This is a genomic window from Corallococcus sp. NCSPR001, assembly GCF_017309135.1.
Classification (GTDB): domain Bacteria; phylum Myxococcota; class Myxococcia; order Myxococcales; family Myxococcaceae; genus Corallococcus.
In genome coordinates, this window is record NZ_JAFIMS010000002.1 from 4,762,244 (window position 1) to 4,783,554 (window position 21,311).

General features: G+C 69.2%; 24 protein-coding genes and 1 riboswitch. Of the genes, 14 read left to right on the plus strand and 10 right to left on the minus strand.

Translation table 11 applies throughout. From position 1 onward, the window contains the following. Window positions 1-36: 36 nt before the first annotated feature. Window positions 37-1,467 (minus strand): carotenoid oxygenase family protein, encoded by a 1,431-nt coding sequence (locus JYJ93_RS21440; RefSeq protein WP_206794101.1) that lies wholly within the window; start codon window positions 1,465-1,467, stop codon window positions 37-39. A 95-nt stretch (window positions 1,468-1,562) separates the two neighbouring features. On the opposite strand from JYJ93_RS21440, the gene JYJ93_RS21445 reads away from it, so the two are divergent. The 3 genes from JYJ93_RS21445 (at window position 1,563) to JYJ93_RS21455 (ending at window position 3,929) form a co-directional block, all read left to right on the plus strand. Continuing rightward, the gene (locus JYJ93_RS21445) at window positions 1,563-2,303 is read left to right on the plus strand and encodes a TetR/AcrR family transcriptional regulator (protein WP_242543885.1); all 741 of its coding nucleotides are present in this window, start codon (window positions 1,563-1,565) and stop codon (window positions 2,301-2,303) included. 65 nt (window positions 2,304-2,368) lie between these two features. After that, window positions 2,369-3,751 (plus strand): P1 family peptidase, encoded by a 1,383-nt coding sequence (locus JYJ93_RS21450; RefSeq protein ID WP_206794103.1) that lies wholly within the window; start codon window positions 2,369-2,371, stop codon window positions 3,749-3,751. A 55-nt stretch (window positions 3,752-3,806) separates the two neighbouring features. Then, entirely contained in the window at window positions 3,807-3,929 is a 123-nt protein-coding gene (locus tag JYJ93_RS21455) for a hypothetical protein (RefSeq protein ID WP_014396669.1), read from the plus strand. A 37-nt stretch (window positions 3,930-3,966) separates the two neighbouring features. On the opposite strand, the gene JYJ93_RS21460 is transcribed toward JYJ93_RS21455, so the two are convergent. Continuing rightward, window positions 3,967-4,497, minus strand: a complete 531-nt coding sequence (locus JYJ93_RS21460; protein ID WP_206794105.1) for a hypothetical protein — start codon at window positions 4,495-4,497, stop codon at window positions 3,967-3,969. 92 nt (window positions 4,498-4,589) lie between these two features. On the opposite strand from JYJ93_RS21460, the gene JYJ93_RS21465 reads away from it, so the two are divergent. The 3 genes from JYJ93_RS21465 to JYJ93_RS21475 all read left to right on the plus strand — a co-directional run bounded on the left by JYJ93_RS21465 (window position 4,590) and on the right by JYJ93_RS21475 (window position 8,700). Then, complete coding sequence (locus JYJ93_RS21465) at window positions 4,590-5,741, plus strand: AI-2E family transporter (protein WP_206794107.1); 1,152 nt, start codon at window positions 4,590-4,592, stop codon at window positions 5,739-5,741. A gap of 48 nt (window positions 5,742-5,789) precedes the next feature. Further along, window positions 5,790-6,827 carry a hypothetical protein gene (locus JYJ93_RS21470; protein WP_206794109.1) on the plus strand — a complete coding sequence of 346 codons (1,038 nt, stop codon included), beginning with the start codon at window positions 5,790-5,792 and terminating at the stop codon, window positions 6,825-6,827. Window positions 6,828-6,948: 121 nt separating this feature from the next. Further along, complete coding sequence (locus tag JYJ93_RS21475) at window positions 6,949-8,700, plus strand: CotH kinase family protein (protein WP_206794110.1); 1,752 nt, start codon at window positions 6,949-6,951, stop codon at window positions 8,698-8,700. Between the two features lie 45 nt (window positions 8,701-8,745). On the opposite strand, the gene JYJ93_RS21480 is transcribed toward JYJ93_RS21475, so the two are convergent. Then, complete coding sequence (locus JYJ93_RS21480) at window positions 8,746-9,513, minus strand: polysaccharide lyase (RefSeq protein WP_206794112.1); 768 nt, start codon at window positions 9,511-9,513, stop codon at window positions 8,746-8,748. A 114-nt stretch (window positions 9,514-9,627) separates the two neighbouring features. Between JYJ93_RS21480 and JYJ93_RS21485 the strand changes: the two genes are divergently transcribed. The 6 genes from JYJ93_RS21485 to JYJ93_RS21510 all read left to right on the plus strand — a co-directional run bounded on the left by JYJ93_RS21485 (window position 9,628) and on the right by JYJ93_RS21510 (window position 14,405). Continuing rightward, window positions 9,628-10,389 carry a dienelactone hydrolase family protein gene (locus JYJ93_RS21485; RefSeq protein WP_206794114.1) on the plus strand — a complete coding sequence of 254 codons (762 nt, stop codon included), beginning with the start codon at window positions 9,628-9,630 and terminating at the stop codon, window positions 10,387-10,389. Window positions 10,390-10,592: 203 nt separating this feature from the next. Continuing rightward, the gene (locus JYJ93_RS21490; protein ID WP_347402700.1) at window positions 10,593-11,789 is read left to right on the plus strand and encodes a DUF2380 domain-containing protein; all 1,197 of its coding nucleotides are present in this window, start codon (window positions 10,593-10,595) and stop codon (window positions 11,787-11,789) included. Further along, on the plus strand, window positions 11,786-12,256 hold the full coding sequence (locus JYJ93_RS21495) for an NUDIX hydrolase (RefSeq protein ID WP_206794118.1): 471 nt from the start codon (window positions 11,786-11,788) through the stop codon (window positions 12,254-12,256). Before JYJ93_RS21490 ends, JYJ93_RS21495 begins: the two co-directional genes overlap by 4 nt. A 48-nt stretch (window positions 12,257-12,304) precedes the next feature. Beyond that, window positions 12,305-12,374: riboswitch (guanidine-III (ykkC-III) riboswitch) on the plus strand. Window positions 12,375-12,391: 17 nt separating this feature from the next. Then, entirely contained in the window at window positions 12,392-12,721 is a 330-nt protein-coding gene (sugE, locus tag JYJ93_RS21500) for a quaternary ammonium compound efflux SMR transporter SugE (protein ID WP_206794121.1), read from the plus strand. Window positions 12,722-12,819: 98 nt separating this feature from the next. Further along, window positions 12,820-13,587, plus strand: coding sequence for a class I SAM-dependent methyltransferase (locus tag JYJ93_RS21505; protein WP_242543886.1), 768 nt, complete (start codon window positions 12,820-12,822; stop codon window positions 13,585-13,587). 83 nt (window positions 13,588-13,670) lie between these two features. Next, entirely contained in the window at window positions 13,671-14,405 is a 735-nt protein-coding gene (locus tag JYJ93_RS21510) for a glutathione S-transferase (RefSeq protein WP_206794123.1), read from the plus strand. Here JYJ93_RS21510 and JYJ93_RS21515 read toward each other — a convergent pair. From JYJ93_RS21515 to JYJ93_RS21525, 3 genes are read right to left on the minus strand one after another with little or no spacing between them, the layout of a single operon-like run. Further along, window positions 14,369-14,665 carry a Carotenogenesis protein CarS gene (locus JYJ93_RS21515; protein WP_206794125.1) on the minus strand — a complete coding sequence of 99 codons (297 nt, stop codon included), beginning with the start codon at window positions 14,663-14,665 and terminating at the stop codon, window positions 14,369-14,371. The two genes, JYJ93_RS21510 and JYJ93_RS21515, sit on opposite strands and share 37 nt — an antisense overlap. Next, the gene (locus JYJ93_RS21520) at window positions 14,662-15,321 is read right to left on the minus strand and encodes a DUF1109 domain-containing protein (protein WP_206794128.1); all 660 of its coding nucleotides are present in this window, start codon (window positions 15,319-15,321) and stop codon (window positions 14,662-14,664) included. Before JYJ93_RS21520 ends, JYJ93_RS21515 begins: the two co-directional genes overlap by 4 nt. Further along, window positions 15,318-15,860 (minus strand): RNA polymerase sigma factor, encoded by a 543-nt coding sequence (locus JYJ93_RS21525; protein ID WP_206800412.1) that lies wholly within the window; start codon window positions 15,858-15,860, stop codon window positions 15,318-15,320. Before JYJ93_RS21525 ends, JYJ93_RS21520 begins: the two co-directional genes overlap by 4 nt. Window positions 15,861-16,048: 188 nt before the next feature. Here JYJ93_RS21525 and JYJ93_RS21530 point away from each other — a divergent pair, with 188 nt between their 5' ends. Both JYJ93_RS21530 and JYJ93_RS21535 read left to right on the plus strand, forming a co-directional pair. Then, window positions 16,049-16,585, plus strand: coding sequence for a DUF2378 family protein (locus JYJ93_RS21530; protein ID WP_206794130.1), 537 nt, complete (start codon window positions 16,049-16,051; stop codon window positions 16,583-16,585). Window positions 16,586-16,660: 75 nt separating this feature from the next. Further along, window positions 16,661-17,149, plus strand: a complete 489-nt coding sequence (locus tag JYJ93_RS21535; RefSeq protein WP_206794132.1) for a peptidylprolyl isomerase — start codon at window positions 16,661-16,663, stop codon at window positions 17,147-17,149. Here the strand turns inward: JYJ93_RS21535 and JYJ93_RS21540 are convergent. The 4 genes from JYJ93_RS21540 to JYJ93_RS21555 all read right to left on the minus strand — a co-directional run bounded on the left by JYJ93_RS21540 (window position 17,143) and on the right by JYJ93_RS21555 (window position 21,294). Beyond that, window positions 17,143-18,417: a DEAD/DEAH box helicase gene (locus JYJ93_RS21540; RefSeq protein WP_206794133.1), complete on the minus strand. Its 1,275-nt coding sequence runs from the start codon at window positions 18,415-18,417 to the stop codon at window positions 17,143-17,145. The genes JYJ93_RS21535 and JYJ93_RS21540 overlap by 7 nt on opposite strands. A gap of 72 nt (window positions 18,418-18,489) precedes the next feature. Further along, window positions 18,490-19,344 carry an S-formylglutathione hydrolase gene (gene fghA, locus JYJ93_RS21545; RefSeq protein ID WP_206794135.1) on the minus strand — a complete coding sequence of 285 codons (855 nt, stop codon included), beginning with the start codon at window positions 19,342-19,344 and terminating at the stop codon, window positions 18,490-18,492. Next, window positions 19,341-20,453 (minus strand): S-(hydroxymethyl)glutathione dehydrogenase/class III alcohol dehydrogenase, encoded by a 1,113-nt coding sequence (locus tag JYJ93_RS21550; protein WP_206794137.1) that lies wholly within the window; start codon window positions 20,451-20,453, stop codon window positions 19,341-19,343. The genes fghA and JYJ93_RS21550 overlap by 4 nt, the downstream gene beginning before the upstream one ends. 100 nt (window positions 20,454-20,553) lie before the next feature. Further along, window positions 20,554-21,294 (minus strand): response regulator transcription factor, encoded by a 741-nt coding sequence (locus JYJ93_RS21555; protein ID WP_206794139.1) that lies wholly within the window; start codon window positions 21,292-21,294, stop codon window positions 20,554-20,556. Window positions 21,295-21,311 lie beyond the last annotated feature (17 nt).

Sequence of the window (21,311 nt, forward strand, 5' to 3'; positions counted from 1 at the left end):
AAATGGTATGGAAAGCAGAGAAAGCGTGAGTCAGTGTCACTTCGCGGGCGCGAAGCCGCCATGGAACGTGGGCGGCAGGGCGTGATCGAAGTGGCAGCGCGCCACGGGCCCGTCCTCCAGGTGGCGCGCGTCCAGCACGGCGATGTGGGACGTGTCCGTCTTCGCGTCGAACACCTGCGTGAGCACCCAGCCGTCGTCCTCGGCGCTCGCGCCGGGGCGGGGGACGAAGATGGGCTCGGAGGGGTAGGTGGCCTCGCCCAGGGAGGCCGTCGTCATGCGGCCCGTGGCCATGTCCATGCGGGCCACTCCGTCGAAGAGGCCGCGCCGGGCTTCGTCGCTCTGGTGCACGCCCAGGTAGACCGTCTGGTGTTCGCGGCCCACGACGCCGGGGGCCACGCGGGGGAACTCGCAGCTGATGTCGGCGCGCTGCTCGGTGCGGAAGGTGCCCGCCTTCACGTCCACCACCGCCCGGTGCAGCATGCCCTTCGCGTCGCTGGACGTCGTGCCGCGCACCAGCTCCCCCAGCCACTGGTTCGTCGTGAAGTCGGGGTAGCGCACGTAGTCCACCACCAGCGTGTCGCCCTGCTCGTACGCGTTGCCGAAGTGCCACAGGTAGAAGGCGTCCGTGGTGATGCGCACCGGGTGCTCCACGTCGTCGATGGGAACCACCAGCACGTCCGTGCCCGCCTCCGGCTTCCACCGCAGGTTCTCCGAGTACGAGCCCACCTGCAGCAGCGCGCGGAAGAGGTTCAGACGCAGCGGCGACAGGAAGAAGACGAGGTAGCGGTCCGTGGCGATGAAGTCGTGCACCATCGTCGCGCCCGGCAGCTTCACCGAGCCCAGCCGCTGGGCCTTGCCGCCGTCCGGCAGCACGAAGAGGTCCGCCTGCGTGAACCGGCCGTAGCGGATGCCGAAGTTGTAGGACGCCTTGCGCGACGGCACGCGGTGCGGGTGCGCGGAGAACGTCTCCACCACCGTGCCGTCGAAGTCCGTCTCGCCCAGCGTGGACAGGTCCTCCGGGGACACCTCCACCGGCACGCTGCCCTCGAAGAGCGCGTACAGCTTGCCGTTCCACGCCATCACGGACGTGTTCGCGGAGTTCTTGCGCGTCTGGCTCAGCTTGTGGAGCAGCGGCGTGGGCGTGCCGTAGCCGCCGAAGCGCTGCGAGGGCGCCTTGCGCTCCGCCACCATGGTGGGCGTGTCCAAGAGCCGCGACGCGCCCGTCACCCCGTCCGCGCCGAAGCGCACGCCCAGCATCCCGCCGTCCCCGTCGAACCAGTGCTGGTACGCCCGGCCGTGCACGTCGAACGTCCACGGCCCCACCCGGTACAGCGAGCCGCGCAGCCCCTCCGGCACCTGGCCCTCCACCCGCAGCGGCTCGAAGCCGTGCTGGCGGGGGAGCGTGCGGAACGCCCGCAGCCAGCCCGGCGCGGAGGAGGACATCGTCTGCTTCATCGCGGTCGTCATGACGGCTCCCTTTCCAGTGCAACGTAACGACGCGGGAGACCCCCGCGCCGCCCATCTTGTGGACACTGTAAACATCGCATGTTGTCGGTGTCAACATGGATGTTGACGCTGGCAACTTCGCGCGGCGGATGGTCAAGTCGCGCGGGCGGCATCAGGCGCGTGAGGAGGCACGGACGTTGGCGACGCGGGGCAAGCGGAAGCAGGCGGCGGAGGCACCGGAGGACAAGGGCCGCTACCACCACGGAGACCTGCGCCAGGCGCTGGTGGACGCGGCGGTGGCGCTCATCGCCGAGGAGGGCTTCGGCGCGCTGACCCTGCGCGAGGTGGCCCGGCGGGCGGACGTCTCCCACGCGGCGCCGTACCGGCACTTCGCGGACAAGGAGGCGCTGCTGGAGGCGGTGGCGCACGAGGGCTTCCGCGCCATGGCGCGCGAGATGCGCGAGCGCATGGCCCCGCACACCAACCCCCTGGAGCGGCTGTACGCGGCGGGCGAGGCCTACGTGCTGTTCGCCGTGCGCCACCCGCCGCACTTCCGGGTGATGTTCGGCCCGCACTTCACCCGGCCCATGTCACCGCCGCCGGAGCCGGAGGGAGAGCAGGGCGCCTTCACGCTGCTGGTGAGCAGCATCGAGGCCGCACAGACCGCGGGCCTCCTGCGCCCCGGCGAGTCGCGGCCCCTCACGCTCACCGCGTGGTCGCTCGTGCACGGGCTCGCCTCGCTGTTCGTGGATCGGCAGCTCGGTGAGTCGCCCCAGGGCGCGGAGGCCGCGGAGGCGCTCGCCCGCGTGCAGACGCGGCTGCTCGTCGAGGGGCTGAGGCCGCCCGCGCGCGGCTGAAGCTTCGCGACAGTTGGTAGGGAAGCAGGGTTGACCGTCGGAGATTGTCGGGTACGGTCGGTTTCATGGTGCGGATACCGGAAGAGAATGGGCCGAGGGTCCGGGCGCGGGAGCTGGGCATCCCGCTGGGGCGCTTCAAGCCGGGGAAGTACAACGCCATCACCGACGTCGAGGGCGTGCTGGTGGGGCACGCCACGCTCATCGAAGGCTCGGGGCCGCTCAAGCCCGGCTACGGTCCGGTGCGCACGGGCGTCACGGCCATCCTGCCCAACCTGGGCAACATCTTCATGGAGCGCATGAGCGGAGGCGGCTTCGTGCTCAACGGAGCCGGCGAGGTCTCCGGCATGACGCAGCTCATGGAGTGGGGCCTCGTCGAGACGCCCATCCTCCTCACCAACACCATGGCCGTGGGCGCCGTGTCCGACGGCGTGGCCAACTACCTCGTCCAGCGCTACCCGGGCATCGGTGACGAGCACGACGTCATCATCCCCGTGGTGGGCGAGTGCGACGACTCGTGGCTCAACGACATCTCCGGCCGCCACGTGCGCCAGGAGCACGTCTTCGCCGCCATCAACGCCGCGAAGTCCGGCCCGGTGCAGGAGGGCAACGTCGGCGGCGGCACCGGCATGGTGACGTGCGACTTCAAGGGCGGCATCGGCACGTCGTCGCGCAAGCTGCCGGAGGTGCTGGGCGGCTACACGCTGGGCGTGCTCGTCATGTCCAACTTCGGGAAGATGCACAACCTGCGCGTGGGCGGCCTGCCCGTGGGCGAGGTGCTGGTGGAGAAGTTCAAGAACACCCCGCACCGCGGCAAGTCCTACGGCTCCATCATCGCCGTCGTCGCCACGGACGCGCCGCTCTTGAGCCATCAGATCAACCGCCTGTGCAAGCGCGTGGGTCTGGGCATCGGCCGGGTGGGCAGCTACGCGGCGCACGGCTCGGGTGAGATCGTGGTGGGCTTCTCCACCGCGAACATCATCCCCAGGCGCACCCAGAAGATGGTCTACAAGATGAAGATCCTCCTGGATCAGCGCCTGGACCCCCTCTACGAGGCCGTGATGGAGGCCACGGAGGAGGCCATCCTCAACGCCATGTGCATGGCGGAGCCCATGACGGGGGTGAACGACAACTACTCGCCCGCGCTGCCCCTGGACGAGGTCCGCCGCTTCGTGGACGCCTGCCGCCCCATCTTCGCCTCGGTGAAGAAGCGCCCCCACCAGACGAGCGTGCCGGCCTCCAAGGAGCGCCCCAGCGACGAGGACCGGGAGGGGGAGGTGACCCTGGGGAGCGCCCTGCCCACCCAGGTGCGCGGCGCGGAGGGCATTCCCTTCCCGACCCGTCCGGCCCCCAACGAGCCCCCTCCCGACGGGGCGCCCCGGCCCGCGCCGGGAGCGGACGCGAAGCCCGTCCCGGAGGACCCCGAGGGTTCCTCTTCCGGGAGCCCGTAGGCTTCTGATAGGTAAGCCCCCCTTTGCTCCATTCCGGAGACCAGGAGCCACCCACATGGCCAACAGCAAGAGCAAGCACCGCCGCGTGCAGATGAAGATCCGTCAGCACTGGAAGAAGCGGATCAAGAAGCAGAAGGAAGCCGCCAAGGCCGCCGCCGCCGAAGGCAAGAAGAAGTAGTTCGTCTTCCCTGGCGCCGCTCCCGGCGGCCCTGGCTTCACTGCCGGGTCGCCGTGAAGGGGCGCGCCACGTTGCATCTCAGCGCGCTGGTCCCCTGGACGCGCGAGAACTGGCCGTTGAAGTTCCCGGACAGGCTGCCGGGGCCCACGCCGCCGTCCTCGGTCGGGGCTGCGCCGGTGTGGGTCGCGGTGAGGGTGTAGATGGTGCTCACCCCGCCGTCGCCGCCAGGCAGCGGCAGGCCGGTCAGGTTGAGCGCGCCGTTCGCGTACACCTGGCCCGTCAGCGCCACCCCCGCCAGGGTGCCCGTGAGCATGCCGCCCTCGCCGCGCTGGATGTTCAGCACCTCGCCGTCCACCAGCTCCTTCACGTTCAGGTTCACGCACTCCGCGGGCAGGCCCGCGTCCCCGGCGAACGTCAGGGGATAGTTGCCCTCCACGGTGGGGCAGTTGTCCGTGCAGGCCGCGCCCTGGCTCTTCTCGTCACAGCCGGCGGGACCGAGCAGCAGGAAGGTGCTGGACACCACGGCCGTGGCAACGGCCGCCAGGGGAGCGAAACGTCCAGAAGTCATGGATGGCCTCGTGGGGAAGGGAGTGGCGGACTTCCTGGTGGGAATATCCGTTCCTACGTTGAGCGCGGCAGGTCTGGGGACGGGGTGGGGCGGTGACGGCGGGCGACTCGAAGCGGTGGTCCAATTTCATTTTCGCGGGGCTGTTCGCGCTCGCGCTGATTCTCTTTTCACGCATCCTGCTGCCGTTCCTGATGCCGGTGCTGCTGGGCGGCTTCCTGGTCGTCCTGTTCATGCCCATCCAGGACTCCTTGGACCGGCGGCTCCAGGGCCGCAAGTCCCTGACGGCCGGACTGTCCACCCTCGCGGTGTTCCTGCTGATCCTCGCCCCGCTGGCGCTGGTGGGCTGGATGGTGGCCCGCGAGGTGCTCCAGTTCGTGGGCCAGGCGCAGGACCTGCTGGATCAGGTGGACCTGCGCCACCACTTCCTCAACAGCCTGCCCCGGGGCCTCTCCCGCTACGTGCACTTCGATCCGGAGAGCTCGGAGACGGAGCGCCTGCTGATGACGGCGGTGTCGGGCGGCGCGGGGCTGCTCGCGGACGTGGTGGGCGCCGGCACGGAGCTCATCGTCAACATGTTCCTGATGACGGTGGCCATGTACTACTTCTTCCTGGACGGCCGTCGTCTGGTGAACGAGGTGGCCCGGCTCATCCCCCTGGAGCGCCGCTACTTCGACGCCTTCTCCCACGAGTTCACGGACGTCGCGTACGCCATCATCTACGGCAACACCGTCACCGCGCTGGTGCAGGGCGCGGTGGGCTTCGTGGGGCTGCTCATCGCGGGCGTGCCGCACGCCGGGGTGTGGGGCGCGGCCATGGTGCTGGTGGCGCTGGTGCCGGTGGGCGGCACCGCGCTCGTGTGGGGGCCCATCGGCGTCATCCTCATCGCGGCGAACCGGGTGAGCGAGGGCGTCTTCCTGCTCGCGTGGGGCACCTTCCTGGTGGGCAGCATCGACAACGTCATCCGCCCCCGGCTGTGCGGCTCGCGCATGGCGCTGCACCCGCTGCTCGTCTTCCTGTCCATGTTCGGCGGGCTGGCGGTGTTCGGGATGATGGGCCTGCTGGTGGGGCCGCTCATCGCGTCCATCTTCATGGCCATGGTGCGCATCTACCGGCGCGACTTCCTGGGTCGTGCCCAGGAATCCCAGCCTGCTCCCGTGGTGTCCCAGGATTCCTCGCCTTCGCTCACCCCGCAGCCCGCGCCCGTGCCCTCCACGGCGAGCGTGGGTCACGTGATGAACGCCTGAGCTCCGAGCCTGGACTTCGCCCCGGCGCTGGGTGAACCTGACCGGCGCATGACGACCACCCGAAGCGCGAGGGTCCTCTCGGGACTGTCGCGGACCCTGGCCCTCGTTGGAGCCCTGTCGGCTCCGGCCGCGGCGGCCTCCGACGTCCTGACGCCGCCGGCCTTCCATGGCACCCGGGAGTCTCCGGCGTGGCTGTCGCTGCGGCTGGGCACCGGGCCTTCTGGCAAGGCGCAGGCGAAGGCGGAGCCGGAGGTGGGCGCGCCCACCTGGGTGCGGCTCAACCTGTCCCTCACCGCGACGTGGCGGCGCTACTGCGCGCGGCCCGGCGTGGACAGCTGCGGCGCGTATGAGCGGCTGCCGGAGGAGGAGCAGCTCGGGGACACGTCGGACTTCTCATCGTCGTATCCGTACCTGGGCCTGGCGCTGGAGGCGGAGGTGCTGCCGCTGGCGCGCGACACCACGTCGGTGCTGCGCGGGCTGGGGGCCCTGGTCGCGGTGCAGCGGGGCTTCTCCCGCTCCGACGTGACGCTCACCGGGGATGGCGGCCAGACGCCGGTGCGCGAGGTGACCGCCACGGACACGGCCTTCACCGCGCAGGCGATGTACCGCTACTACTTCCGCTTCGGCACGACGCGGCCGCAGCAGGGCTATGTGGGCGCGCGCGCGGGCATCCAGACGCGCGCGTTCGACGTGGAGCAGTCCACGGACAACCCGCTGACCGGCACGCACCGCGTGTTCCCGTCCGTGGCGTTGGACCTGTCCGTGCCGCTGTTCAGCTCGGTGCGGCTGGACGCGTCGGGCGGGCTCCTCCTGTCGCCCAGGCCGGGGCACTCGCCGGACGCGGACGGGGGACGGCGCGCGCTGGAGGTCCGCGACTACGGCACGTCCGTGTCCAGCTTCGGCTGGAGCGCGGAGCTGGGCGTGTCCGGGGACATCTGGGGGCCGTTCGGCTACGACGTGGCCTGGCGGCTGGCGCACTTCAAGGACCGCTTCTCCGGGGCCGGCACGCTCACCGGGTGGAACGACGGTGGAGCGGCCGAGGAGACGTACTCCAGCCTGCACGTCGGCCTGATCGCGACGTACTGACGTTGACGCTGTCGGGCGTGAGACATCACCCTGGAGCGCGGGTGTCTGCACTCCGGCACGATGACTACCCCTTGCCTCCACGGTCTGTCACGGACCGGTGACGCAAGGGGGACGCTTCTCGGTGCGAACAAGGCGATGGTGGACGCGAGGACTGGCGGGGCTGGCGTGCTTCGCCCTGGTGGCGTGCGGCGGTGACACCCAGGCGCCCACGAACGACACTCCTTCCGGCACGGCCTCCGACGCGGGCACGCATCCGCAGTCCGGCGAGGGCACGGTGGACGGAGGCACGCAGCCTTCCTCCGACGCGGGCACGGAACCAGGGACAGACGCGGGCACCGGGACGCCGGACGCGGGAGCCGAGGACGCCGGCACGGCCCCACAGGCTTGCGCGCCCACGGCGGGTGACCCGCGCTGGGTGCTGGAGGGCGAGTCCTTCAGCGCGCAGGTGACGTGCGCCACGGGCCTCAAGGAGGCCAGCCTGCGCTTCGGGGTGAAGAACCTGCCCGCGGGCGCCACGTTCGACGAGTCCACCGCCACGCTGCGCTGGACGCCCGCGCTCAACCAGGGCGCGGTGTGGATGCTCACGCTGGAGGAGCGCACCACCGGCGAGACGGGCGCGCTCAAGGTGGGCGTGGCCAACAACGACAACGCGCCGGGCAAGGTCGACATCGTCGACCCCGTGGCCTACACGGAGGAGTACGGGTTGCCCGTGGTGCACCTGTTCTTCGACCCGGACGTGGGCCTGACGTCTGGCTATTACCGGCCCGCGGAGGTGGTGTACCGGGGCCACCGCTTCACGATGGAGGCGAAGTACCGCGGGGCCACGTCCAGCGTGTTCCCCAAGCGCAGCCTGACGCTCAAGTTCGCGGAGGACGACCTGTTCTCCGAGCCCGTCTTCGGCGACGGCTTCAAGGACCGCAAGCGCGTGGTGCTGATCACCACGTTCAATGACAACTCCTACCTGCGCTCGCGGCTGGCGTTCGACCTGTGGAACCGGCTGTCTCCCAACGCCGTGCGCATCCGCACCTTCAGCGTGGTGGTGTACGCGAACAACAAGTACCGCGGGCTCTACACGGCGGCGGACCACGTGGACAAGCGGCTGATGGAGTGGAACGGCATCGACGATGACTCGGACCTCTACAAGGCCGACACCGCGGACGCCAACTTCTCCCGCCTGACGCGCAACGGGCAGACGAAGGCGAGCCTCGACGTCGGCTTCGTGAAGGACGAGGGCGACCCGCCGGGCAACTTCAGCACGCTGCACGACTTCGTCGCGTGGGTGGCGGACTCCAGCAACGACACCTTCCGCCAGCAGTTCGGCGCGAAGCTGAAGGCGCGCGACTACGAGGACTGGTGGATCTTCAATACGCTCATCCAGGGCAATGACTCGCAGGCGAAGAACGCCTATCACGCGTACGATCCGAAGACGGGCGGCCCCTGGCGCTACATCCCGTGGGACCTGGACGCGAGCTTCGGGCAGAACTACGACACCACGCGCACCAGCGCCACGGCGCGGCCCACCTATACGTCGGACAACCTGCTCTTCAAGCGGATGCTCGCGGAGCCCGCCATCGCGGGCCCCATGCGCGACCGCTACCGCCAGGCCCTGAAGAACGAGGTGAGCGAGGCCGCGGTGCAGGCGATGATCGACGGCTACGTGCGGGAGCTGGGGCCCAACGCGCAGCGTGACGAGGCGCGGTGGGCGGAGCAGTACCGGAACTTCGCGAAGCCGGAGGCGGGGAGCGAGGGAGGCAACCACAACTTCCCGGACTGGCACCTGCGCCAGGACTTCAAGACCCACGCGGAGGAGGTGGAATACATCCGGCAGTGGGTGCACACGCGCTGGGGCGCGTTCCAGTCACAGCTGCCGTGAGGTTGGCGGCGCGGCGGGGGGAGGACCTCGCCGCGCCCACCGGGACTACCACTGCGATGGGTCGGCGTCGGCGAACGTGGTGCCGGCCGCGATTTCGTCAATCCAGACGCTGCGGGTGCCCTGGGTGCCTTGCATGTACCCGCTGTCGTGCCAGCCATTGGCGTAGAGGCCGACGCGGAACTGGAGGTACCGGTCATCCGCCACGGTGGTGGCCAGGTTGAACTGCTCCAGGACCTTCACGCCGTCGAACCACAGCTTGATGAAGCCGGTGTTGTCGCTGGTCCACTTCACCTGCATGACGACCTTGTGCCACTCGCCGGCGGTGACGGTGGCCAGGTTGCGGAAGGTGGTCGTCTTCTGGTCGCAGACGGTGCCGTACTTCACGCGGGTCGTGAGCTGGTTGCCGGACAGCCACACCATGGTGGTGGGCATGTGGCCATCGCAGCCCGTGTCGGAGAAGTTCGCGATGAACTGGGCGATGTTGAAGGACTGAGGCTGGAACTGCCAGTCCTGCTGCAGCCGGAACATGAAGCCATAGAAGCCCGTGTCGCCCCGGCGGTACACGTTGTGCTTCACGACCTCCGAGTGGTAGCGCTCGGTGTAGTTCGGGTCGTAGACCTGCGTGGCCTTGATGGCGGTGGAGCCCTCGTAGACGACGTTGGTCACCTCCTTCAGCGAACCGTTGTGCTCCACGTTGAGCGAGTTCCAGCCTGTGAGCGTTCCGGTGTTGCGGAAGATCTCCGCCGCATGCGCGCTCAACCCCAGGGCGAACAGCGACATGCCCGCGACGACGGCGAAATGCTTGGACCGCATTGAAAAGCCTCCACTGAAAATTTGCGTCTTTGCTTCTATTTCGTGTTTTTCTAGCTTAACAGGTTCATGGCTCATTTGTCTTGTTAGAGTGAAGCCTCCCTTCCAGGAGGCTCCATGACGGCGAAGCGTGGGCTGTTGATGTGGTGCGTGGGCTGGATGCTGTTCTCCGCGCAGGCGGCACTGGCGGCACAGGGGGAGATCGTGGCGCGTCCCCAGGGGACGGTGCCGGGGATGACCTACGGCTACTGGGAGTACCTGCCGCTAGGGTACGACGACTCGCCCACGGAGGAGTTCCCGCTGGTGGTCTTCCTGCATGGGACGGGGGAGGTGGGCAACGGCAGCGCCGCGGCGCTGGAGAAGGTCATGAACCTGAACGCGCCGCCGAGGCTGATCCGCAACGGACGCGACTTCCCGTTCATCCTGATCGCGCCGCAGCGGTTCAACGCCTTCATCCCGGTGGCGGACATCGACGCCATCATCGAGTACGCGAAGGTGCACTACCGGGTGGACGTGAACCGCATCTACCTGACGGGTGTCTCGGCGGGCGCCATCCAGACGTGGGGCTACGCGGCGGTGCATTACGCGAAGCTGGCGGCGGTGCTGCCCATCGCGGGCAACGGCAACAGCCTGAACCTCTGCCCCATGGCGGCGGCGGGCCTGCCGGTCTGGGCCTTCCACGGCCAGGCGGACGGCACGGTGTCGCCCTACGGCTCCATCGATCCGGTGAACCGGATGAACAACACCTGCTCGCCTCGAGCGAACCCCGCGGCGGTGCTCACGCTCTATCCCGGCGTGGGGCACGACTCCTGGGGCCGGACGTACGACGGCTCGGCGGGCCATGATGTCTACGCGTGGCTCTTGAGTCACAGCCTCTGAGCCGGTTGATGGATGGGCGCTGGCTACTGACTGTCGTGCTGCTGTGCCTGGGGTGTGCCTCCGGGCCACCCGTGCATGGGCGGGGGCGCGAGTTGCATCAAGGCTCGCGTGTGAGCGCGGGTTTCGGATGGCAGGGCCGAACCGGGGACGGAGAGGCGGCTCCTCCCCTGGAGTTCCGAGCGGTACGGGTTGCCATCCAGGAGGTGAAGGCCTCACTGGATGGCATCGCCCGGGGGGTCGACAGGCTGGAGGACCGGGACGCGGGCATCGGCGGGCACGGCGGTGTCTTCAGTCGCTACGTTGAGCATGGCTCGGAGCAGGTGGCCCGCATCAGGGACCTGCTCAAGGACGCCACGGCGTTTGAGGAAGCTTCGGAGGCGGTGACGGACGCGGAGCTGGCGCGGGGGCTGCTCCGGATGTCAGGCCAGCGCATCGAAGCCGCACTGGGCAGCGTGATGTTGCTGGCCGCGTGGCTCGACTTCCTCCAACTCGCGGATGCCGTGCTCGAGCAGTGTCCCTTCTACAGCGTGGGGCAGCTCTTCGTGGACCTGTCCCGCGTGCAGGGGCAAATCGATCCGAGCTTGAAACGGCTCCAGTCGTTGGAGCCAGAGCAGGTGGAGCCCGCGTTGGTTGCGATGCCGGGGCAGATGGGTGCTCTCACGCGTGAGTTCCAGACCATCCGCGAAGGTGTCCGCGCATCGGCGGAGCTGGGTGGGAAGGTCGTGGCGGCGGCGCGGCTCCTGGAAATGCTCACGCTGGTGTCTTCGCTGAAGGCGTCACTGCCACGACCGCCGCCAGCGGCCCCAGTTACCGTTGGCATGGGGCTCGTGATGGGGTCGGGCGGCGTGATGATGGGTTCCCGGATCGTTGTCTCCGCGGAGTGGGTGGAGCGGATGCGGGCGCTTGTCCAGGCAGGTGTCCTCTCCGCGCCAGTTGTCAGCGCAGCCGTCCGCGTCCAAGCAGGACAGGTGCTGATGGCGCAGGGCGGCCAGGACCTGCCCAAGGGCGTCCGTGAAGCACTCGGCGAAGGGCCAGAGGTCCGTGGCATGCGCGAGACCGGCAGGGCAGGGGCCGGAATGTCGTCAGCGCCGAGGCATCACGTGATGCCTCGAGAGCACCGGGAGTGGTTCGAGAAGCGCGGCTTCAAGGGCGCGCTGGATATCGACCAGTTCTGCGTCCGCCTGGAGCGTTCGCACCACGAGGCCATTCACGGCGGTGGTGACTGGAAGCTGGGGCGCACCTGGCCCGGTGAATGGAATCAGCTGATCATGAAGGCGCTTCGCAAAGCTGAAGTCGAAGCGGGCAAGAGGTTGACCCGCAACGAGGTCCTGGACATCGTGGCGGACTGGATGCGGACCCACGATATCTCCATGAATTTCGTTCGAGGGAGCAGACGATGACGGACGGGCGCTCCTGGAATGGCAACTGGAAGGTCCGCATCCTTGAGCGGCTTCAGGAGCGTGGTTTCACGTCGCTCACCGCGTTCGCCACGGCGCATCCGGCCATGCCATTCGTGGAACTGGCGGAGGAGCTTGGGAAGGACGATGTCGCGGGTGTCCAGGTCCTCCGTGGACTGCTTGTAGAGGCGGAGCGGAGCAAGCAGGTCACACGTTTCGTACGCGACGTGTTCGTTCGTCACTTCGCCTACAGCCTTCCGAGGGGCTGGCCATCCGAGATGGATGATCAATCCCGATTTCAGCTCGCCAAGGCGCTCGCCTACTGGTCCACTGACGCTCCCGATGCCTACGAGCAGCGGGTCGAGCGGGCCATTCGAGCCCTCCGCGCCAATCCACCACCGCCGGGATGGCGTCCCCTGGGGCCCGACGACGAACTCCTCCTTACGTTGCTGCCTGACGAGCAATCCTGAAGCAGTAGCGGTTGGTGACCATCCCGGTTAGCTTCCGCCTCGCGTGCGGCGGTCCCGGGGTGGGGCCTCCGAGCCCGGACGAGGTGCGCCGTACCCGGTCACGACAAGACGACGCCTTCACGGGAGTCGTGCGTCATGTCGTCGTCGTGGATCCTCCTCGTCATCGCTGGCCTGCTCGAAGTCTGCTGGACGATTGGCCTCAAATACACGCAGGGCTTCACCCGCCCGCTGCCCAGCGTGCTCACCGTCGCGGCCATTGTCGCGAGCATGGGCCTGCTGGGCCTCGCGGTGAAGCAGCTCCCCATCGGCACGGCCTACGCGGTCTGGGTGGGCATCGGCGCGGCTGGCGCCGCAATCGCGGGCATGGTGCTCTTCCATGAGCCCGCCACGCCCTCGCGCCTGTTCTTCCTCACGCTGATGATCGTCGCCATCATCGGACTGAAGTTCACCAGCGGAACGCATTAGCCGCGGACCGGCACCGGAAGATCCGCCGATCTTTCCCAAAACGCCGCCCTCTGCTCCGGGGCGGCGCCTTCCTAACCTGTGAAGCCAGGAGGAAGGCGATGTCGGACTCTCGGGATGTGATGATGGAGCGCTTGCTGGACGACGCGGGGATCCGCGAGGGCATGCGCGTGCTGGACGTCGGCTGCGCATTCGGAGCCCTCACGTTCCTCGTCGCCAGAAAGGTGGGCGGCACGGGGCACGTGGTGGGGCTGGACCGCGACCCCCACCTGCTGTCCATGGCCCGGGAGAAGGCCCGGGAACAGGGCCTGTCGAATGTCTCCTTCATCGAAGCGGACCTGGCCGAGGTGCCGCCAGAGTTGGGCCTGTTCGACGCCGTCACCGGACGGCGCGTGCTCATGTATCAGCCCGACGCGGTGGCAGCCCTTCGGGCGCTCGCCAGGGCCGTGAAGTCTGGTGGGCTCGTGGTCTTCCAGGAGAACGACGCGACCATCGGCCCGGTGAGCCTGCCTCCACTGCCGCTTCATCGCCGCGTGAGCGAGTGGACCTGGCGCACCGTGGAGCGCGAGGGCGCCGACCTCCACATGGGCTTCCACCTGGCACCCGCGATGGAGCAGGCCGGTCTCCAGGTGGAGCAGGTCCGGGCCGAAGCCACCTTGCAGACACCGAAGGTGCACCACGCGGTGGGCCCCATGCTGCGCGCCATGCTCCCGCGCATCGTGCGGCATGGCGTCGCCACGGAAGAGGAAATGGGCATCGACACCATCGACGCGCGCCTCATCGAGGAGCGAACGAAAGAGAACACGACCTATATGGGTGAGATGGTCTTCGGCGCATGGGCGCGCAAGCCGTCAACCGTGGGGGAGTGAACCCTCCCCGCGGATGGGTTTCCAAAGCGCGCATCCCGTGAGCACAGGATGCGCGCCGGTTCCCATCACGCGAGGTGACGGCGATGAGCGACGCGAAGTTCGAGCTGTACTACTGGCCCGGCATTCCCGGCCGGGGCGAGTTCGTGCGGCTGGTGCTGGAGGAGGCGGGCGCGGACTGGGTCGACGTGGGCCTGCAATCCGGCGCCAAGGCCGTCTCCGACATGATTGCCAGGGGGCCCGTGCCCGCCTACGCGCCGCCCGTGCTCAAGGTGGGCGACGTCGTCTTCTCCCAGGCGCCCAATATCTGCGCTTACCTCGGTGAGCGCTTCGGCCTGGTCCCCTCGGACGAAGGCTCGCGGCTGCACGCCCGTCAACTCCAGTTCACCGTCGCGGATGCCGTGGCGGAAGCACACGACACGCACCACCCGCTCGCCGTCATGAAGTACTACGACGAGCAGAAGGACGCCGCGAAGCAGCGCGCCGAGGACTTCCGCACCCAGCGCATCCCGAAGTTCCTGGGCTACTTCGAGCGTGTGCTGAAGTCGAATACGCAGGGCGGCGGGAAGTTCCTCCTGGGCCGCGACTTCTCCTATCCGGAGCTGGCGCTGTACCAACTGGTGGAAGGCCTGCTGTATGCCTTTCCCAATGCCATGCGCCGCGTCGCTCCAGAAATCCCCGGCGTGATGGCGTTGCACCAGCGCATCTCGGAGCGCCCGCGCATCACCGCGTACAAGCAGTCCAAGCGCGCCCAGCCCTTCAACCAGCAGGGCATCTTCCGGCACTACCCGGAGCTGGACGACCCGAACGCGACGAAGTGACCCTGGGGCACCTCGACGAGCTCCCGGGCGAAGAACAGGTCTTCGCCCACGCCGGCCACGCGCACCTGGATGAGCGGGTCGCTGGGGTACTGCGTGGGCGGATCGTCGAACACCAGCGCCACGACGACGCCCACCCGGCCCAGGAAGCGCTCCGACACGGAGTCATCCGGTTCGGTGCGGACGATCATCACCGCCGCGCCCATGTGCAACGGCGCGCCGTCCACGTCTTCCGTCAAGATGAGCGAGGGATCGTGCTTCATGGTGCGTAGGTCCGGGGTTTGAGTCGTTTCGACAGCGCCCAGGTCGCGAGCGTCAACAGCGCCCACGCCCCCAGGTGATAGATGGCCACGTGGCCGGGGCCCTGCTCACACGCCAGCTCGCCCACGACCGCGCCCACCGTCCCCACCGCCATTCCCGCCACCGCCGCGCGCAGCGGGTCGAACACCGCCGACCGCAACGCCACCAGCGCCACCACCAACGGCACCAGCGCCAGCGCCACGTGGCTTACCGTGCACACCCACTCGGGGAGGGTGGAAGGGCCCCGCGGGGTGGCCCGCGTCAGCACCAGCAGCGCGGCGCTCGCCAGCGCCATGCCCACGCCCACCCACCGCAGCCCGCGCCCGCGCGGGGACAGCGCCCCCCAGGAGCACACCGCGCCGGTGGACAGCAGCATCGCCAGCAGGGGCGCGCGGCCCATCAGCACCGAGCCCGTGGTGCGCCCCAGCGCCAGCAGCACGCCCGCCACCGCGAGCGCCATGCCCGCGGACGCCGCGAACAGCCCCACCGCCTGCGAACGCCACCCGCGCACCGGCCGCTTCAAGGCCAGCTCCGCGCGCGAGGCCGCCAGCGCACGCTCCATCGCCTGCGGATCCAGGCGGGGAGGGGCGGACCGCCACGGGTCGACTGGAGGACTCATGACATGTCCTCCAATCCGCCCAGCAGCTCGCGCAGCTTCTCGTAGCCCCGGTGCGCCCGGAGCCGGGCCGCGCCCGCGCGGATACCGCGCATCTCGGCGATCTCCTCGAAGGACCAGCCCTCCACCTTGCTCAGGACCACCGCCTCGCGCTGCTCCAGGGGCAATTGCTGGAGCGCGTCCTCGATGCGCCTGCGCATGACCGGGTCCCCATCCGGTGCATCCACCGACGTGGGGCCTTCTGGCGGCGCGTGCGCGTGCGCGTCCACGTGCTGCTGATGCCGCAGGGCGTCCCGGGCCGCGTTCGCCGCGATGGTGAGCAGCCAGGGGGTGAAGCGCGTGCCCCGCTCGTAGCGGCCCCGGGCGCGGATGACGGACAGGAAGGTCGTCTGCATGAGGTCCTCCGCCAGCGGCCCGTCCCTCACCATGCGGGCGAGGAAGCCGTGCACACGCCCGGCGTGGCGGGCGAACAGCGCCTCGAACGCCGGCTGGTCTCCCTGGCAGAACTGGTCCATGAGCACTTCGTCCGTGACGCCTTCCATCGCCTGGCTCACGGACGGCCCTGCCCGGAAAGTGTTTCCAAGGACGGTCGATTGCCTCCCTGGCCGCTGCAAGGCCTTGAAACGACAAGCGTTGGACGTGATGTCGCCAGAGGGCTCGCTTCCAGGACCCGAAAGGGTAGTGTCGCGCGCCTTACCGGTTTCAACGCGTTTCCCCAATTCGAGCGCCCATGTCCCCGGCCGAGGTCGTCATCCAGTCCACGCTGTTCGAATCGCTGCTGCGCTGCGTGCGGTTGGACAATGCGTTGCGCGAGCGCATGGCGGCGGCGGGCTATGACCCGGACAGGCCCAGGGCCAGCTATCCGGCGTCGGTGTTCCTGCGCTGCCAGAACCTGGTGCTGCAGGCCGCGTACGCGGGCCGGCCTCGCGAGGAGGCCCTGCGGCAGATGGGCCGGGACCTGGTTCGCGGCTACTTCGAGACGCTGGTGGGCAAGGTGGTGAACGTGGCCCTGAAGGTCGCGGGCCCGGACCGCGCGATGAAGCGGGTGGCGCTGAGCTTCCGCTCCGTGATGGAGCCGGTGGAGATCACCTCCACGGAGCTGGGCCCCAGGGACTGGCGGGTGACGTTCCAGGGCTACCCCTTTCCGGCGGAGGCCGCGGCGGGGTGCTGCGAGGAGGCCCTGCGCCAGGCCGGGGCCGCCAACCCCAGCGCCGTCCTGGAGTCCGATGACGGCCACGGCCGCTTCGAGCTGCACATGCGCTGGTAGGACGTCCCTGTGCACGCCGTAACGGTGAGCATCATCCTTCCACCGCGACATGACTGAATGCGCTATGAGGGCCCCATGAAAATCGGCAAGGACAGTGTTGTCGCCATTGACTACAAGCTGCACCTCGGCGACGGGAAGGTCGTGGACGAGAGCGAGGCGGGCGAGCCGCTCGTCTACCTGCACGGCTACGAGGAGATCGTCCCCGGCCTGGAGAAGGCGCTGGAGGGCAAGGCCGCGGGCGAGTCGCTGAAGACGGTCGTCTCCGCGGCGGACGGCTACGGCGACTACGATCCGGAAGGCGTGGAAGAGGTCCCCCGGACCGAGTTCCCCGAGGACCTGGAGATCAAGGCCGGCGGCATCCTGAGCGCCACGGATCCGGAGGGCGACGAGGTCGACTTCCTGGTGAAGGAAGTGCGCAAGGACACGGTGCTGGTGGACTTCAACCACCCGTTCGCCGGCAAGGAGCTGCACTTCGAGGTCACCATCAAGGAAGTGCGCGCCGCCACGCCCGAGGAGCTCGAGCACGGCCACGCGCACGGCCCTGACGACGGCCACGATCACTGACCGCTGGGGCCCTTTGGCCGGCCCTTGCCGTGCGTCCGGGCATGCCGCCCGGGCGCCGCGCCCTCGGGCCGCTTGGAGCGCCCATGGTCGGCCTGGGGCGGCCCCGGGTCGCGCTGCTTCGCCGCGAACGCCTCCATCTCCCGCTTGAAGAGGGGATCCCTCCGGGGAACCTCCGTGCGCGGAAGCTCCTGGCGGATGATGCGCTCGATGTCCTGGAGCGTCCGGCGCTCCACCTCCAACGCGAACAGCGACGCCCGCCCACTGGCCGCCGCGCGAGCGGTGCGGCCGATGCGGTGCACGTAGTCCTCCGGTCCGTGCGGCACGTCCAGGCTGATGACATGGCCGATGTCATCCACGTCCAGTCCGCGCGCCGCCAGGTCGGTGGCCACGAGGCAGCGGTACTGCCCCCGGCGGAAGCCCTCCAACGCCTGACGCCGCTGGGCCTGCGTGCGGCCCGCGTGCAGGGCGGCGGACTTGTGGCCCGCGGCGGCGAGCAATTCCTTCATCTTGTCCGCGCGCTGCTGGGTGCGCACGAACACGAGCGCGCTGGCCTGGTCCTGTGAGAGCAGCGTGAGGAGCAGGGGCCACTTCTCCTCGGGCTTCACGATGTAGAGGTGCTGTTCGGCGCGGGGCGCGGGCGTGCCGCTGGGGGTGACCTCCACGCGCACGGGCTTGTGCAGGGCGCGCTGTCCGAAGCGCGTCACGTCCGCGCCCAGGGTGGCGGAGAACAGCAGCGTCTGGCGCTCGCGGGGCAGCGCGTGGAGGATCTGGTTGATCTGCGGCAGGAAGCCCATGTCGAGCATCCGGTCCGCCTCATCCAGCACCAGCGTCTGGATGCGATGCAGGTTCACGGCCTTCACGCCCAAGAGGTCCACGAGCCGGCCCGGCGTGGCGACGATGAGGGTGGGGCGCTCGCGCAGCGCATCCACCTGCGCGTTCATGTCCTCGCCGCCGACGATGAGGACGGGCAGGACGCCCAGGGGCTCGCCGAAGAAGCGGGCCTGCTCCTCCACCTGCTGCGCCAGTTCGCGCGTGGGGGTGAGGATGAGGCCGCGCGTGCCCTTCTCGCCCGCGAAGCGCTCAATCATGGGGAGCAGGTAGGCGGCCGTCTTGCCGGTGCCGGTGGCCGCGCAGCCGATGACGTCGCGGCCGGACAGCGCGGGCGGGATGGCCTGCGCCTGGATGGGCGTGGGGGTACCGAAGCGGGCACGCTTCACGGCGCCCAGCGTTTCGGGGGACAGGCCCAGGGACTTGAAGGAAGCACTCATGCCCCCACGCCTCCCACGTTTCGGGCCAGGGAGGGAAGGGGATTGAGGGGCATGAGTGCCCGGGCCGCGGCTTCAGCCCGCGTTCAGCGCCGCGCCATGGTGGCGCAGGTGGTCTTCCATGAACGTGGAGACGAAGTAGTAGCCGTGGTCGTACCCCTCCTGCATGCGCAGGGTGAGGGGCTGGCCCGCCGCCTCGCAGGCTTCCTGGAGGAAGTGCGGGTGCAGCTGGTCCGGCAAGAACTTGTCCTTCGTCCCCTGGTCCACGAGCAGCGCCGGCACGCGCCGGCCGGCCTTCAGCAGCTCCGTGGCGTCGTACTCGCGCCACGCCGCCTCGTCCGGTCCCAGGTAGCCGCCAAAGGCCTTCTTGCCCCAGGGGCTACGGATGGGCGCGCCAATGGGGGCGAACGCGGACACGGACTTGTACCGGCCCGGGTTCCGGAGCGCCGTCACCAGCGCGCCGTGCCCGCCCATCGAGTGCCCGAAGATGCCCTCGCGGTCCATGCGCGCGGGGAAGTGCGCGCCGAGGATGCCGGGCAGCTCCTGGGTGACATACGTCCCCATGCGGTAGCGCGCCTTCCACGGCTCCTGGGTGGCGTCCAGGTAGAAGCCCGCGCCGGTGCCGAAGTCCCAGTCCGCGTCCTCGCCGGGGATGCCCGCGCCGCGAGGACTGGTGTCCGGCGCCACGAGCATCAGCCCCAGCTCCGCCGCCACGCGCTGCGCGCCGCCCTTGGTGGCGAACGTCTCCTCCGTGCAGGTGAGGCCCGCCAGGTAGTAGAGCACGGGCACCTGGCCGTGCTTCGCCTGGGGCGGGGTGTAGACGCTGAAGCGCATCTCACCGCCGCAGGCCTCGGACGGGTGCTTCCAGAAGGACTGCGTCCCCCCGAAGCACGCGTGTTCGCTGACGAGCGTGGGAGTCACGGCGCTCATCCGTACTTCACCACGCTGCGGATGGACTTGCCCTCGTGCATCAGGTCGAAGCCGTGGTTGATCTCCTCCAGCTTCAGCGTGTGGGTGATGAGAGGGTCGACCTGGATCTTCCCGTCCATGTACCAGTCAACGATCTTCGGCACGTCCGTGCGGCCCCGGGCGCCGCCGAACGCGCTGCCCTTCCACACGCGGCCGGTGACGAGCTGGAACGGACGGGTGCTGATCTCCTGCCCCGCGCCCGCCACGCCGATGATGATGCTCTCGCCCCAGCCGCGGTGGCAGCACTCCAGCGCCTGGCGCATCGTCTTCACGTTGCCGATGCACTCGAAGCTGTAGTCCGCGCCGCCGCCGGTGAGGTTCACCAGGTAGGGGACGAGGTCGCCTTCCACTTCCTTCGGGTTCACGAAGTGCGTCATCCCGAACTTCTCCGCGATCTCCTTGCGAGCGGGGTTCAGGTCCACGCCGACGATCATGTCCGCGCCCACCATGCGCGCGGCCTGCACGACGTTCAGGCCGATGCCGCCCAGGCCGAAGACGACGACCTTCGCGCCGGCCTCCACCTTCGCGGTGTAGACGACGGCGCCCACGCCCGTGGTGACGCCGCAACCGATGTAGCAGACCTTCTCGAAGGGGGCGTCCTCGCGGATCTTCGCCACCGCGATCTCCGGCAGCACCGTGTAGTTCGCGAAGGTGGAGCAGCCCATGTAGTGGTGGATCATCTGCTTGCCCAGGCGGAAGCGGCTGGTGCCATCCGGCATCAGGCCCTTGCCCTGCGTGGCGCGGATGGCCGTGCACAGGTTCGTCTTCTGGGACAGGCACGACTTACAGCCGCGGCACTCCGGCGTGTAGAGCGGGATGACGTGGTCGCCCTTCTTCACGCTGGTGACGCCCGGGCCCACGTCCACGACGATGCCCGCGCCCTCGTGACCGAAGATGGCGGGGAACAGGCCCTCCGGGTCCGCGCCGGAGCGGGTGAACTCGTCGGTGTGGCACAGGCCGGTGGCCTTCAGCTCGATCAGCACCTCGCCCGCCTTGGGGCCCTCCAGGTGCACGGTTTCGATGCTCAGGGGCTTGCCGGCCTCGAAGGCGACGGCGGCGCGGACGTCCATGGTGGGGCTCCTGTCAGTGGGGAACGAAGACTCCCCACTGTAGAGGCCACGCACCGCGTCGTCCGTGAAAAGAAACGGGCCGGCCCATCAGGGCCCGCTACTAGACGGAGATGAGGCCCTTGCGGATGCCCTCGGTGACGGCCTCCACGCGGTTCGTCACTTCGAGCTTCCGGTAGATGTGCTCCAGGTGCGTGCGGATGGTCGCCTTGGAGAGCGACAGCAGCCGGGCCGCCTCGCTGTTGGACACGCCCTTGGCGATGAGCTGGAGGATCTCGCGCTCGCGATCCGATAGGGGCTTGAGCAGCGGCTCCTGCGCGGAAGCCGGAGCAGCCGGCTCCGAGGCGGACGGCGACACGGCCAGCGGCTCCGTGGGCACGGGCGCGGTGTCCGGCTCCACGCGGAAGTGGCGCAACAGGCGCCGCGCCAGGTTCGGCTGGATGACCGTGCCGCCCGCGCGCACCTCCTTGATGGCCTCGACGATCTTGTCCACCGTCGCGCCCTTGAGCAGGTAGCCGGACGCGCCCGCCTTCACGGCCTCGAGGACTTTGTCCTCCTCGTCGAAGATGGTGAAGATCAGGATCTCCACCTTCGGGAAGCGCGCCTTCACCTCGCGGGTGACGTCGATGCCGCTCATGCGCGGCAGCCCCAAATCCAGCAGCAGCACGTCCGGCTGCTCGCGCTCGACCTCGACCAGCGCGGCCTCGCCGGACAGCGCGGTGCCCACGATGTCGATGTCCGGGTGGCCCTCGAAGAGGCGCAGCTGGTTCTTCAAGATCTTGGTCTGGTCCTCCACGACGAACACGCGGATGGGGAGGGCGGCGGCATTCGGGGTCGGGTCCACGGGGCGGATCTCCGGTG